The 12756-nt window shown below is 68.7% G+C and carries 15 protein-coding genes; 6 read left to right on the forward strand and 9 right to left on the reverse strand.

Translation table 11 applies throughout. The features are described 5' to 3' along the window. The coding region (locus tag GC203_RS13415) for a MaoC/PaaZ C-terminal domain-containing protein (protein WP_293455243.1) at positions 1–259 on the forward strand (259 nt) is incomplete at its 5' end. Positions 260–557: 298 nt separating this feature from the next. Here the strand turns inward: GC203_RS13415 and GC203_RS13420 are convergent. Beyond that, the gene (locus tag GC203_RS13420) at positions 558–1106 is read right to left on the reverse strand and encodes a hypothetical protein (protein ID WP_293455246.1); all 549 of its coding nucleotides are present in this window, start codon (positions 1104–1106) and stop codon (positions 558–560) included. A 37-nt stretch (positions 1107–1143) separates the two neighbouring features. Here GC203_RS13420 and GC203_RS13425 point away from each other — a divergent pair, with 37 nt between their 5' ends. Further along, the gene (locus tag GC203_RS13425) at positions 1144–2085 is read left to right on the forward strand and encodes an IS1595 family transposase (RefSeq protein ID WP_293455249.1); all 942 of its coding nucleotides are present in this window, start codon (positions 1144–1146) and stop codon (positions 2083–2085) included. A 33-nt stretch (positions 2086–2118) separates the two neighbouring features. Here the strand turns inward: GC203_RS13425 and GC203_RS13430 are convergent, their stop codons facing one another. Together GC203_RS13430 and GC203_RS13435 are read right to left on the reverse strand one after the other, a co-directional pair. After that, complete coding sequence (locus GC203_RS13430; protein WP_293455251.1) at positions 2119–2421, reverse strand: hypothetical protein; 303 nt, start codon at positions 2419–2421, stop codon at positions 2119–2121. Between the two features lie 118 nt (positions 2422–2539). After that, positions 2540–2674, reverse strand: a complete 135-nt coding sequence (locus GC203_RS13435) for a hypothetical protein (protein WP_293455253.1) — start codon at positions 2672–2674, stop codon at positions 2540–2542. On the opposite strand from GC203_RS13435, the gene GC203_RS13440 reads away from it, so the two are divergent. Further along, positions 2673–3518 (forward strand): hypothetical protein, encoded by an 846-nt coding sequence (locus GC203_RS13440; protein WP_293455256.1) that lies wholly within the window; start codon positions 2673–2675, stop codon positions 3516–3518. The two genes, GC203_RS13435 and GC203_RS13440, sit on opposite strands and share 2 nt — an antisense overlap. 267 nt (positions 3519–3785) lie before the next feature. Continuing rightward, entirely contained in the window at positions 3786–4490 is a 705-nt protein-coding gene (locus tag GC203_RS13445) for a Crp/Fnr family transcriptional regulator (RefSeq protein ID WP_293455259.1), read from the forward strand. On the opposite strand, the gene GC203_RS13450 is transcribed toward GC203_RS13445, so the two are convergent. After that, on the reverse strand, positions 4466–5122 hold the full coding sequence (locus GC203_RS13450) for a sensor histidine kinase (RefSeq protein ID WP_293455262.1): 657 nt from the start codon (positions 5120–5122) through the stop codon (positions 4466–4468). The two genes, GC203_RS13445 and GC203_RS13450, sit on opposite strands and share 25 nt — an antisense overlap. Before the next feature lie 202 nt (positions 5123–5324). Here GC203_RS13450 and GC203_RS13455 point away from each other — a divergent pair, with 202 nt between their 5' ends. Then, positions 5325–5543 (forward strand): hypothetical protein, encoded by a 219-nt coding sequence (locus GC203_RS13455; RefSeq protein ID WP_293455265.1) that lies wholly within the window; start codon positions 5325–5327, stop codon positions 5541–5543. 64 nt (positions 5544–5607) lie between these two features. On the opposite strand, the gene GC203_RS13460 is transcribed toward GC203_RS13455, so the two are convergent. The 4 genes from GC203_RS13460 to purL form a co-directional block, all read right to left on the reverse strand. After that, positions 5608–6129, reverse strand: a complete 522-nt coding sequence (locus GC203_RS13460) for a hypothetical protein (RefSeq protein ID WP_293455268.1) — start codon at positions 6127–6129, stop codon at positions 5608–5610. A gap of 202 nt (positions 6130–6331) precedes the next feature. Beyond that, positions 6332–6835, reverse strand: coding sequence for a hypothetical protein (locus GC203_RS13465; protein ID WP_293455271.1), 504 nt, complete (start codon positions 6833–6835; stop codon positions 6332–6334). A gap of 156 nt (positions 6836–6991) precedes the next feature. Further along, complete coding sequence (locus GC203_RS13470; RefSeq protein WP_293455274.1) at positions 6992–8248, reverse strand: DUF1254 domain-containing protein; 1257 nt, start codon at positions 8246–8248, stop codon at positions 6992–6994. Between the two features lie 253 nt (positions 8249–8501). Then, positions 8502–10697 (reverse strand): phosphoribosylformylglycinamidine synthase subunit PurL, encoded by a 2196-nt coding sequence (purL, locus tag GC203_RS13475; protein ID WP_293455277.1) that lies wholly within the window; start codon positions 10695–10697, stop codon positions 8502–8504. Positions 10698–10759: 62 nt separating this feature from the next. Here purL and GC203_RS13480 point away from each other — a divergent pair, with 62 nt between their 5' ends. After that, positions 10760–11785, forward strand: coding sequence for an NADP-dependent oxidoreductase (locus GC203_RS13480; RefSeq protein ID WP_293455279.1), 1026 nt, complete (start codon positions 10760–10762; stop codon positions 11783–11785). A gap of 134 nt (positions 11786–11919) precedes the next feature. On the opposite strand, the gene GC203_RS13485 is transcribed toward GC203_RS13480, so the two are convergent. Next, positions 11920–12756 (reverse strand): flagellin, encoded by an 837-nt coding sequence (locus tag GC203_RS13485; protein ID WP_293455281.1) that lies wholly within the window; start codon positions 12754–12756, stop codon positions 11920–11922.

The following is a 12756-nucleotide window of genomic DNA, read 5'->3' on the forward strand; positions in this document are numbered from 1 at the left end:
CGGCTATCCCTCGGTGTTCGCCCACGGGATGCTGACCATGGGCATGACCGGCAAGATGCTGACCGACTATGTGGGCGACGCGCGGCTGACCAAGTACGGCGTGCGCTTCACCAGCCAGGTCTGGCCGGGCGACACCCTGGAGGCCACCGCCACCATCAAGGCCGTGAACGGCGACCTGGTGGAGATGGACGTCTCGACCAAGAACCAGGACGGGGTCGAGGTGCTGTCGGGCTACGCCGAGGCGCGGGTCGACCCTTAGGGGCCGCGTCGACCGCCGTGGACCGGCGGGGATGCGAACCACGGATTGCACGGATGACGCGGATGAGCGCCGCGTCGAATCCGTGCGATCCGTGACATCCGTGGTTCGGAGACGAGCGCGCCTGCGGCGCGAAATACCCCATGTCATCCCGGTTTCCGCCGTGAGGCGGAAGACCGGGACCCCTAGGCCCAGGGTCCTGGGAGGATGCGCGGCGACGCCGTGCGGACTCGCCGACTTTGGCGCGATGGGGTCCCGGTCTTCGGCTGCGCCGAAACCGGGATGACAGGCGTGGGGGATCTCAGGAGGTGTCGGCGGGGCAGGCGGCTTGCGCGGCGCGGCTGCGCCAGGGCCGGGCGGGCGCCTCGGGGCGCGGGGCCAGGCCCAGCTCGGCCAGCAGGCGGGCGACCAGGGCCGCGACGGGAGTCTCGGCGAGCTCCTCGTCGGGCAGTTCGGAAAGCTGGAACTTCACGTCGCCCACGGCCGCGGCCGTCCAGTCGGGCCGTTCGTATTCGGTCCAGATGAAGCGCCGCACCTGCTCGGCCGCCTCGCGGCGCACGGTCTCGGCTCGCTCCCGGACGGCGGCCGCCCGCGCCGTGCGCTCGGCCCTGGCCTCCGACGCCGCCTCGCGCCCCAGCCGGTCGCGCAGCGCCAGCGTCTGGCGCAGGTTGCGGCACTCGCGCTGGAAGACGCGCCCCAGCCGCTCGAAGGCTTCGTCGTCCTTGGCCGCCATCATCCGCCGATGCGCCTCGCCCATCGCCGCATGCGCCATCCGCGCAGCGTCGGCCAGGAGGGCCTGGGGGTCGATGTCGAGGGCGTCGCCAGGGCAGTTATATACTTGATGGAACAAGCTCGACCTGATACAAAATCAGGGACGGAGCAAGCCGATGAATCTCACCGACAAAATCTTCCACGACGACGAAGCCGCCCGCCTTCACCTGGAGGCGCAGCGCTGGCCCGATGGCGCGTACTGCCCCCATTGCGGCGAGGCGGAGAAGGTCACGGAGCTTCAAGGCAAGTCCACGCGTCCCGGCACCTACATCTGCAAGTCCTGCCGTACGAAGTTCACGGTCACCGTCGGCACGATCTTCGAGCGCTCGCACATCGGGCTCGCGAAGTGGATGCTCGCCTTCCGCCTCATGGCGTCCAGCAAGAAGGGCGTCTCCGCTCACCAGCTCCACCGCTCTTTGGGGATCACCTACAAGAGCGCGTGGTTCATGGCCCATCGCATCCGTGAGGCCATGAACATGGCTCCCGAAGGCGGGCTCGGCGGCGAAGGCAAGGTCGTTGAAGCCGACGAAACCTATGTCGGCGGGAAAGAGAGCAACAAGCACCGCAACAAGCGCAACGCGAAGATGGACGTCTTCGGCGGCAAGCAAGCCGTCCTGACGCTCGTTGAGCGCGACGGCCACGCCCGTTCGTTCCACGTTCCCCGCGTCACGGCGAAGACCCTGCGCCCCATCATCGTGAAGAACGTCGACCGCGCGTCGCACCTCATGACGGACGGCGCCCGCATGTACCCCGCCGTGGGCCGTGAGTTCGCCAAGCACAGCGCCGTCGATCACGTCGCGGGCGAGTACGTCCGTGCGGGCTTCCACCACTCCAACACGGTGGAAAACTACTTCTCGATCCTGAAGCGCGGCGTGATCGGGACGTTCCACCACGTCTCCGAAGCCCACCTTGGCCGCTACCTCGCCGAGTTCGATTTCCGCTACAACACCCGCGCCGATCTGGGCTTCACCGACGCCATGCGCGCCAACGAAATGCTCAAGGCCACCACGGGCAAACGCCTGACCTATCGGCGGCCTCGTGAAGCCGCGCACGCGTAAGCAGAAGGCGAGGAAGCTTCTGGCGAAGCGCCGTCAGGGCGCCGCCCAGTAGTCCTGCACCCACTGAAGCTCATGCGGCTGGGAAAGGCTGTACCTTATGGTCCACGGACTTCCGTATGACACCTCAGTAACGAACATTCTCGCGGCCGGCGCGATCCCGGTAAGCAATCCCTGGAGGCTCTCCGCGCTGATCGCCGCGCCGCTGAGATCAACAATCAGCCACGTGTTTGGCAGATGATGCCACCATCCAATATTTGGACCTGGAAGCGCCGCCGCGATCTGGCGCTCCTGCTCGGGGGTAAGAGGTTCCGTGACAAGTACAAAACGCCGCTTCATGCAGCGCCTCCGGACGCTTCGTCGTGTCGCCCTCCTCCAGAGAACGACCCAGCAGGCTCATCAAGTTGGGCGGCAGACCCTTCACAGGTTCATCGTCAGCCATGAACCAAGCTTATACTTAAGGCTTGGCCTTGCGAGTCTTTCTCGGCTGGGCCGGCTTGTGCGGCTTCGGCGGCATCTTCAGCGCGTTCGCCACGCCGCGTTCAAAGCGCTCTTGAGCGCCAGGTTCATCCTTGGGGGGCTTATCGGTCATGCAACCTTTCCTCGCCTCACGACTGAAGATAGGTCGCGCCGCTCAGCATGTCGCCATTCTGCGAGGCGAAGTCGCGGCCTTCATGGCGCGGCGGCCAATTTATTCGCTGGTAGAGCCCCATCCAGAAAACGAAACGCTTTGGGCCTGGGCGGTCAGGATCAAGGAGGCCGTCCCCCCGACATGGGCTCCAATCATCGGCGACGTCATCCACAATCTGCGCGCCTCGCTAGACCTCATGGCCTGCGACGTTGTGCGGATCGCCGATCCAACCGCCCCCCTCGACAATGTCTACTTCCCGTTCGCAAAGCGCGCCGAAGAGCTAGACGCAATGATCGAAAGACGAATGGCGGGCGCCCCGAAAGAGGCCCACGACCTCGTACGCCAAATGAAACCGTATCCCGGCGGAAACGACGTGCTGCGCGGCGTCCACGAACTAGACATCATCGACAAGCATCAGGCGCTCCTGCCCGTCGCAGGCCACATCAGAAGCCCTAACGGCGGCGGCGTTACGTCAGGAGAACTTCTGGCCGGAACCGAACCCACGAGTGGTTTCTTCGATCCGCGCAATCACCCAGCCGCGACGCTCGGCGTTTCAGCCGTCGACTTCCGGCTCGTATTTCCCAATCAGGGACCCTTCGAAGGGCGGGAACTCCTCCCAACGATTGAGGATCTGATCAAGGATTTCGCGGGCGTTGTGGACGCGTTCGAGACGCTCAGCCTCGGTACAGTCGCCGAACCTCTTACGAACGTCATGTCGCTGCGCGAGTTCGAGATGATCACTGGACTCCCTGAGGGGATGTACCAGTTCGGAACCTTCGGACGTCCCGCTGACGGGGAAGGGTGACATTCTATCCTCGATCCCGAGGGCGGCTATCTACTTATCGGAGCGCAGGCCTGTCAGAGCGAATCTAGGTCTGTTCCATAAAGTATACAACTGCCGTCGCCAGACATGAACAAAAAGAGAACATAGGGAACCTAAAATGTCAAGGTCGGCCGGCGCGGATGCGTCCCGAAACGCCCGGACGCCGGGCCGGCAGGCGGAACGTCTCGGCTCAGGTCACGTTGTTCACCGCGGCGGAGGGCCAACGACTTCAAGCAGAAAAGAGGCCGAATGCCTGACGCCGCGCCACCGTTCAGGAACAAGTTGCTCGCCGGGCTTTCGAACGCCGACCTCGACCTCTTGAAGCCCGCCCTGGAACCCATCGACCTTCAATTCCGCGAAAACATCGAAAGGTCCCGCGAGCGGATTCCCTACGCCTACTTCTTCGAAACGGGATTGGCCTCGGTGGTGGCCCGCTCGAAGGGCGGCCGAGAGGTGGAGGTCGGCCTCATCGGCTTCGAAGGCATGAGCGGGCTGGGCTTGGTCCTCGGGGACGACATAGCCCTCAACGACGCGTTCATGCAGGCGCCCGCCAAGGCGGTCGGCATCGAGGCGGCCAGGTTGGTCGCGTGCCTCGAACAGAGCCCCACGCTGCGCGTGCGCCTGCTGCGCTACGCCCACGTGTTCCTGAGCCAGATCGCGCAGACCGCGGTGTCGAACGGCCGCGCGACGATCGAGGAGCGTCTCGCACGCTGGCTGGTGATGGCCCACGACCGCCTGGGCGACGAGTTCGAGTTCACGCACGAGTTCCTGTCGATCATGCTGGGCGTGCGAAGGCCCGGGGTGACGGTGGCGTTGCACTTCCTGGAGGGCGACGGCCTGATCCGCTCGACGCGCGGCGTCGTCTCGATCATCGACCGCGAGGGCCTGATCGAGGCGTCCAACGGCGGCTACGGCGGGCCGGAGGCCGACTACGCGAGGCTTCTCGAAAGCTGAGCGAGCGGAATGGTCAGGGTGAAGCGGGCCCCGGACTCCGAACTGGCGTCGAAGCGGCCGCCAAGCTGGCGCGTGATCGCGCGGATCACCGACAGGCCCAGGCCGCGCCCCCGGCTGGGAGAGAAGTTGTCGGGCAGACCCAGGCCCCCGTCGGCGACGACCAGGCGCAGGTGGGCCTCCTCGCGGCGGCACCGAATGCAGACGCGCCCGCCGCCCTTGCCCGCGTAGCCGTGCTTGGCCGCGTTGAGGCAGAGCTCGTTGATGACGATGGCCAGATCCTGGGCCACCTCGCCCGGCACGATCACGGACTCGGCGTCGATGCTGCACTCGAGGCCGGTGCTCTCGGCGATCTCCGGGCAGAAGTCGGCCAGAAAGGGCTTCAGATCGACCTGTGAATCGGCGCTGTGCGTATAGAGGTGCCGGTGGACCTTGCCGACAGCCTTCAGGCGCGCCGCGGCCATGGTGAATGCTTCGCGCACGGCCGGATCGTCGAAGCCCCGGCCCTGGCGTTCGAGGAAGCCGCAGGCGAGTTGCAGGCTGTTGGCGATGCGATGGTGCGCCTCGCGCAGTTCGCGCTCCTTGCGGGTCAGGGCCGTCCGAAGCTCGGCGATGTCGTCCGGCTCGAAATTCATCCGCGATGCCCCGACATCCGCCGGTGGCCGCGGAATGCGGCCGGACCCGGCCCCGGACGACCCCGAGGCGGTCCAGCATGTCGGACGAGCCTCGCAAATCGAGGACGACATCAGCAACCTGAATACGTGTCCGAAAACGTACACAGCCCCCGCGCTCTGCTGGAGAGGTCTAGGGTGGCGGTTGGGGGAGACAGGAAGCGCGATGCGCCAGGTGGAAATGACCCTACGCCCCGGTTCGGAAGGCTGGTGGCTCGACTGCGACCTTCCCCTGGAGCCCACCTACTATTGCTCGGGCGGGAATGCCGAGCGCGTCGCCGGCGAGATCGCGATCCGGATCAGCGACACCGGGCGTGACGTGCGGCTGGTGATCTTCGACCGCAATCTCGGGATCGTCGCGACGCGCCGCTACTTCGGCGCCTGACCGGGGCGGCGCCAGGGGCAGGCGCCGACGCGCCTCGCCCATCGCCGCATGGGCGCGGGCATCGCTAGACGCCCGGCATTCGATCCTTTTCGGTGTAGGTGCGGCCGTCCCACGGCCAGCCGGGCGGAGCATCGTTCCAGTCGACGTTGCGGGAAAAGAGCCCGCTCATCTGGAAGCCGCCGTTGAAGTCCATCACGTCGCATTCGATATGCGTGCGGCTGGTGTGGCAGCCCATCCGGCCGAGATCCCAATAGCCGCCCGGGCGCAAGACCTTGGCGTGCTTTGCCTGCTCATCCGACTGGAGCACGTGAAGCTCGTCCGGGTAGTCGTCGTGATAGTAGTTGGCGCGACATTGGTCGTTCTTGCAGGCGATGGTGACGCGTCCGTTCGCGCAAGCGATCCATCCCCCATTGACCCGACATGTGACGGACCGATCCGCGATTGTGTAGAGGCCGTCCGCAAATGGAATGATCGCGCTGGATTCCGACGGGCGGGCGCCTGGACGGGACCCTGCGGCAGCCAATCCAGCGCCGACGATCAGGCCGACGCCGCCGCCGAGCGCCAGGGCGAGAAGGGTGTTCCGCAAGGCTTTCACTCCATGATGGCGCCTGTTGGAACAATAAGCGAACGCGACTGTGTGGCAAGCGCGGCGTCGGTGGGGCGTGCGCCTGGGGCTTGCCCTCTCCACCATCGGCTCTGCGGCCTTCGGCCTCGGCCGACGGTCCCCCTCTCCCGCGGGGCGCGGGAGAGGAAGGGTGCTCCGCCTCAGCGCATGCGCGACGGCATCGCTAGATACCAGGGACCCGATCCTTGACGGTGTGGGTGCGGCCGTCCCAGGGCCAGCCGGGCGGGGCGTCGTCCCAGTCGACGTTGCGGGCGAACAGGCCGCTCATCTGGAAGCCGCCGAGGTAGTCTATGACGCGGCACTCGATGTGCGTGCGACTGGTTCTGCAGCCCATGCGACCGAGGTCCCAGGAAATGTTGGGGCGCAAGACCCTTATGGCGCTCGACGCCTCTTCGGCCGCGCCGATGGCGTAGGGCTCGGGCAGGGCATCCAGGTAGTGGGGGCTGCAGCGGTCGTCGACGCAGAGGATCTGGACGCGCCCGTTCGAGCAGGCGATCCAGCCGCCGACGACCTTGCAGATCACCTTGCCGTCGGCGAGCCGGTAGAGGCCATCTTGAAGCGGCGCCATCGCGGGGTCCTGCCCGGGCGGGCCGCCGGCGGTGACGCCGACAGCGACGATCAGGCCGGCGCCGCCGCCGAGCGCCAGGGCGAGAAGGGTGTTCCGCAAGGCTTTCACTCCATGATGGCGCCTGTTGGAACAATAGGCGAACGCTGCGACGTGGCAAGCGCGGCGTCGCCGCGTCCTGGCCTGCCTGCTCGGCGTTCATGGGTGGCCCGGACAAGCCGGGCCATGACGTCTTCAAGCTGTTGGCCGGGGCTTGGCTCAGTTCTCCAGGCGCTCCAGGGGCGGCAGGAGGTAGGCGCCGTGGAGGAGTTCGGGCTTGGGCAGGTAGGCGCGCAGGAAGAGGGCGAAGGGGCCGCGGGGCGCCGGGAGCCAGTTGCCGAAACGGGCGTCGTCCGGGCGGTCGTGGCCGATCCAGATGTCGAGCGAGCCGTCGGGGTCGTAGGTGAGGCCCGGGGTGCGGTCGCCGATGGCGTAGCGGCCGATCTCGTTGTCGGCGAAGAAGAACTGGCCGTCGTCGGTGGCCTCGTAGAGGGTCAGCGACCAGAACGAGTTCACCGGCAGCAGGCGGTCGGCGGGGAAGCGCAGGCGCCAGTTCGCCGCCCCGTCGCACAGGGCGCGCGGCAGGTCGCCCTGGGCGCGCATGTACATCGCCTCCTCGGGCGGCAGGGCGGCCAGGCCGTTGATGGCGACGGCGGCGCGGTAGTCGTACTCCTGGCCGAAGTCGCCGAGGCGGGCGTAGGGGTAGGTCCAGCCCTGGACGAAGGTGGGCCGGCGCAGGCCGCTGCGGCGGCCGGCGGTGCGGCCGCGCTCCACGCCGGCGGCGATGGCCTCGGCCTCCTCGGGCGAGAAGCGCGTCGGGTCGAAGGCCTCGAGGCCCAGCGGCGCCATGGCCGCCAGCATGGCCGTGTCGGCGATGGGCGGCGGGTTGCGGGCCAGGAGCTGGGCGGCGCTGGCGAAGTATTCGGCCCAGGGGGCGTCGCGGTTGGCGTAGGGCCCCTCCGGGTCGGGCGCCGGGCCCTGCATGAGGAAGCCCGCCTGGACGGCGCGGGCGGCCTCCAGGTCGTGCGGGCCGTCCACCAGGATGCGGGCCAGGGCCCAGACACGGTTGGTGGGGGCGCGGATGACGTTGGGGCCCTCGGCGGCCTCGCGCGGGCCGACCAGGGTGTAGCGGCCGCCGTCCGGACCGGTGGTGCGCGTGCCCAGGATGCAGAAGTTGTTGGTGTAGGCGTCCATCAGCGCCAGCGAGACATAGCGCGCGCCCGAGGGCGGGACGGTGAGGGTGACCGGCCCCTTCGACAGCTCCACGTGGGCCGAGGAGTAGAGGGTGTCGTTGTTGGGCGTGGTGATGGCGCGCATGGTGTGGTCCACCAGGTCGCGGCCGTGGGCGAAGGTGTTGCGCGGGGCGCCGCCCGCGAAGACGGCCGTGCGCGCGGACGCCACCTCCATCAGCGGCAGGGTGAAGATGTAGGCGGCCTCGGCGGCGCGGGCGAGGGCGGCGAGGGGGCTGTCGGTCACGGATAGCGCTCCATAGGCTGCGCTGCAGCCGGGACTTGAACCACGGATCGCACGGATTTCACGGATGAGCGGCGCGCCGATCCGCGCTCATCCGTGAAATCCGTGGTTCGCAATCGAGCGCGCCCAGGGGCGCAAGGGGGAACGGGGCGCAAAGGGGAACGGGGCGCAAGGGGAAACGGGGCGCAAGGGGAAACGGGGCGCGTCGAGAACTCCTGTCATCCCGGGTCTCCGCCGCGCTTCGCCCGGGACGACCTCACTCCCCCATGAACCCCGGCATCCAGCCCTCGTAGGCGGCGCGGAGCTCGGCGAGGGGGAGGTTCAGGGTGCGGTCGACGACGATGGCCTCGCCGGCCGCCTCGCCCAGGATCGCGGCGGGGACGCCGGCCGCGCGGGCGGCCTGCAGCACCGGGGTCGGGTCGTTGAGGGCGACGAGGTAGCGGGCCTGATCCTCGGCGAAGAGCGTCACCCAGGGCCGGCCCTCAAGGCGCAGGTCGCAGCCGACGCCCGAGGCCAGGCACAGCTCGCAGAGGGCGGCGGCCAGGCCGCCGTCGGAGAGGTCGTGGCAGACGCCGACGGTCCCGGCCTCGATCAGGCCGCGCACGAGGTCGCCGGTCTTCTTCTCCAGGGCCAGGTCGACGGGCGGGGGCGCGCCGTCCTCGCGCCCGGCGATCTCGCGCAGGTACATCGAGGCGCCGAACTCGCCCTTGGTGGCGCCCAGCAGGACGATGACGTCGCCCGCCTTCATCGAGGCGAAGTCGGCGCGGCGGGCGTAGTCGGCGATCAGGCCCACGCCGCCGACCGTGGGGGTGGGCGGAATGGCGGCGCCGTTGGTCTCGTTGTAGAGGCTGACGTTGCCGCTCACGACGGGGAAGTCGAGGGCGGCGCAGGCCTCGGCCATGCCGTCGATGGCGCGGACGATCTGGCCCATGATGGCCGGGCGCTCGGGATTGCCGAAGTTGAGGTTGTCGGTGATGGCGATGGGCTCGGCGCCGACGGCCACGAGGTTGCGCCAGGCCTCGGCGACCGCCTGCTTGCCGCCCTCGTAGGGGTCGTTCTGGACGTAGCGCGGGGTGACGTCGGAGGTGACGGCCAGCGCCTTCCTGGTGCCGTGGACGCGGACGATGCCGGCGTCGGCGCCGGTGGCGGAGTCCTCCAGGGTGTCGGCCATCACGTGGCGGTCGTACTGCTCCCAGAGCCAGCGCTTCGACGCCATGTCGGCGCAGGACATGAGCTTGAGGATCGCGGCCTTGAGGTCGCCGGGCGTGGGCAGGTCGGACGGGTCGAGGCGGGCCGGGGCCTGCGGCGCCGTCCAGGGCCGGTCGTAGAGCGGCGCGTCGTCGAACAGGGGCGCGAGCGGCACGTCGGCGACGGTCTCGCCGTGGTGCTTGAGCCCGAGGTGGCCGGTGTCGGTGGTCTGGCCGATGATGGCGGCGTCGAGGCCCCATTTCTCGAAGATCGCGTGGCCGTCGCGTTCGCGGCCGGGCTTGAGGATGGCCAGCATCCGCTCCTGGCTCTCGCTCAGCATCATCTCGTAGGCGGTCATCCCCTCTTCGCGCTGGGGCACGGCGTCGAGATCGAGCTCGATGCCGACGCCGCCCTTGCCGGCCATCTCGACCGAGGAGGAGGTGAGGCCGGCGGCGCCCATGTCCTGGATGGCGGCGACGGCGCCGGAGGCCATCAGCTCCAGCGTGGCCTCGATCAGGAGCTTCTCGGCGAAGGGGTCGCCGACCTGGACGGTGGGGCGCTTCTCCTCGGCGTCTTCCGAGAATTCGGCCGAGGCCATGGTGGCGCCGTGGATGCCGTCGCGGCCGGTCTTGGAGCCGAAATAGACCACCGGAAGGCCGGCGGCGGGGGCGGCGGAGTAGAAGATCTTGTCGGCGTCGGCCAGGCCCACGCACATGGCGTTGACCAGGATGTTGCCGTCGTAGCCGCGGTGGAAATTGGTCTCGCCCGCCACGGTGGGCACGCCCACGCAGTTGCCGTAGCCGCCGATGCCGGCGACTACGCCCGAGACGAGGCGCTTGGTCTTCGGGTGGCTGGGGTCGCCGAAGCGCAGGGCGTTCAAGAGGGCCACGGGCCGCGCGCCCATGGTGAAGACGTCGCGCATGATCCCGCCGACGCCGGTGGCTGCGCCCTGGTAGGGCTCGATGTAGGAGGGGTGGTTGTGGCTCTCCATCTTGAAGATGCAGGCCTGCCCGTCGCCGATATCGATGACGCCGGCGTTCTCGCCCGGGCCGCAGATCACCCTGGGGCCCTTGGTGGGGAACTTGCCCAGATGCGTCTTCGAGGACTTGTAGGAACAGTGCTCGGACCACATCACCGAGAAGACGCCGAGCTCGACGTCGTTGGGCTCGCGGTTCAGCCGCCTGACGATGAGGCTGTATTCCTCGGGCTTCAGGCCATACTCGGCGGCCTTCTCGGCCAGGGTCCGGGGGGCAGGGGCGCTCATGCCCGCGCCTAATAGCGGGACTCACTCGCGGGCGCGATAGGGGGACGGGAGGAGAAGCGGCGATGAACCGATACTGGACGCTTTCGGGCAAGCCCGTGCCGGCCTGGCCTGACGCGGAGACGTTCGAGCTGCGCGAGGGGCCGATGCCCGCGCCGGCCGAGGGCCAGGCGCTGACGCGGACGATCTACGTGTCCCTCGATCCCTACCAGTGGGGCTACAAGCGCCGCGGCGTCGACAAGCCCGGCCAGCCCTGCCACGCGCGCACGGTCAGCCAGGTGATCGAGAGCCGGATGGCGGGCTACGAGCCCGGCGACCTGGTCTTCAACACCAACGGCTGGGCGGAATACGGCCTGATGGGCGCGGGCGTGCCGCGGCCGGGCTACATGGTTCCGCGCAAGCTGGACCCGTCGCTGGGGCCGATCTCGTGGGCCGTGGGCGTGCTGGGGATGCTGGGGCTGACGGCCTACGCCGGCATGATCCTGCAGTGCGACCCGAAGGCCGGGGAGACGGTGGTGGTGTCGGCCGCCTCGGGCGGGGTGGGCCAGATCGCGGGCCAGCTGGCCAAGCTGCGCGGCTGCCGCGTGGTGGGGATCGCCGGGCGCGACGAGAAGCGGCGCTATGTGACGGAGGAGCTGGGCTTCGACGCCTGCGTCAGCCACCTGTCGCCGAGCCTCGCGGCCGACCTGAAGGCCGCCTGCCCGGACGGCGTGGACGTCTATTTCGAGAATGTGGGCGGGGCCTGTTTCGAGGCCGTGCTGCCGCTGTTCAACAAGGGCGCGCGGATGACCATCTGCGGGCTGATCGCCCACTACGGCGACGCGCCCGACGCCAACGCCGGCGCGGCGGAGGCCGAGGCGGCCCGGGCGCGCGGGGTGACGGTGCAGAACCTGTTCGTCGGCGACTATGTGGAGGGCCACCACGACGCCTTCCTGCGCGACATGGCCGGCTGGGTCGCCGAGGGGAAGGTCCGCTACCGCGAGGACATCCGCCAGGGGCTGGAGACGATCCCGGCCGCCTTCGCCGAGATGCTGAAGGGCGGCAACTTCGGCAAGATGCTGGTGCAGGTGGGCCTGGACCCGACGCTGTAGGGGCGGCGGCCCGCTCCCGTCATCCTCGCCCCCGTGGCGAGGATCCCTCTGGCGGCGGCCAGGATCGGGCAGGGTGACTTGCGGCTTTGCGGCTTCGCGAGGGATCCCAGGCACAAGGCCTGGGATGACGGGCCCTAGCGGTTGAAGTTGAAAAGCTTGAGCAGCAGCGAGGGCTGCTGGTTGGCGATGCGCATGGCCACGAGGGCCAGCTGCTGGCGCACCTGGAGGGCCTGGAGGCGCGCGCTCTCCCGGGCGAGGTCGGCGTCCACGAGGTTGCCGATGCCGGCCTCCAGGGCGTCCTGCTGCTTCTCGACGAAGGCCAGGTGGCTGGCCAGGGCCTTGGAGCCCGTGCCCAGCCGGGCGATGGCGCTGTTGACGTTGGTCGTGGCGGCCGTGATGTCGGCGACGCCGGTCGCGCCCAGGCCCGAGAGCAGGTCGGCGGGCATGCCCGAGAGCAGGGTCCCGCTGGTGGACAGGTCGAGGTGGTCGACGTCGATGGTCGAGGTCGCCGAGGTGTTGGCCAGGGCGCGGACCTTGTCGGTCCCGCCGGCGGACAGCAGGTTGAGGCCGCCGAAGCTGGCGTTGGAGACCACCTGGTCGATCTGCTTGCGCAGGGCCAGGTAGTTTTCGTTGATGGCCGCGCGCGACGGATCGCCCAGCGGATAGTCGTTCGCCGAGACGGCGAGCTCCTTCATCTGGTTGAGCAGGTCGGAGATGGTCTCGGCGGCGTCCACGGCGACGTCGACCACCGAGATCCCGCGGTTGAGCGAGGCCTTGACCGAGTCGAGCCCCTTCACCTCGGCGCGCTGGTTCTGGGCGATGGCCCAGATGGCCGGGTTGTCCTTGGCGCTGTTGATCTTGCGGCCGGTGGCGATGCGGGTCTGCACCTGGGCCATCTCGGTGTTGATCGCGTTGAACACGGCGATGGCCTGCATGGCGCCGACGTTCGTATTGATGCTGTTGTAGGGCAC

Origin of the sequence: Phenylobacterium sp., from assembly GCF_016124325.1 — a bacterium.
Lineage (GTDB): Bacteria > Pseudomonadota > Alphaproteobacteria > Caulobacterales > Caulobacteraceae > Phenylobacterium.

Excerpts from the sequence above, each read along its gene's own strand:
- GC203_RS13425 (WP_293455249.1), top strand. The coding sequence starts at position 1,144 with ATGAATCTCACCGACAAAATCTTCCACGACGACGAAGCCGCCCGCCTT.
- GC203_RS13430 (WP_293455251.1), bottom strand. The coding sequence starts at position 2,421 with ATGAAGCGGCGTTTTGTACTTGTCACGGAACCTCTTACCCCCGAGCAG.
- GC203_RS13440 (WP_293455256.1), top strand. The coding sequence starts at position 2,673 with ATGCAACCTTTCCTCGCCTCACGACTGAAGATAGGTCGCGCCGCTCAG.
- GC203_RS13435 (WP_293455253.1), bottom strand. The coding sequence starts at position 2,674 with ATGACCGATAAGCCCCCCAAGGATGAACCTGGCGCTCAAGAGCGCTTT.
- GC203_RS13445 (WP_293455259.1), top strand. The coding sequence starts at position 3,786 with ATGCCTGACGCCGCGCCACCGTTCAGGAACAAGTTGCTCGCCGGGCTT.
- GC203_RS13450 (WP_293455262.1), bottom strand. The coding sequence starts at position 5,122 with ATGAATTTCGAGCCGGACGACATCGCCGAGCTTCGGACGGCCCTGACC.
- GC203_RS13455 (WP_293455265.1), top strand. The coding sequence starts at position 5,325 with ATGCGCCAGGTGGAAATGACCCTACGCCCCGGTTCGGAAGGCTGGTGG.
- purL (WP_293455277.1), bottom strand. The coding sequence starts at position 10,697 with ATGAGCGCCCCTGCCCCCCGGACCCTGGCCGAGAAGGCCGCCGAGTAT.
- GC203_RS13480 (WP_293455279.1), top strand. The coding sequence starts at position 10,760 with ATGAACCGATACTGGACGCTTTCGGGCAAGCCCGTGCCGGCCTGGCCT.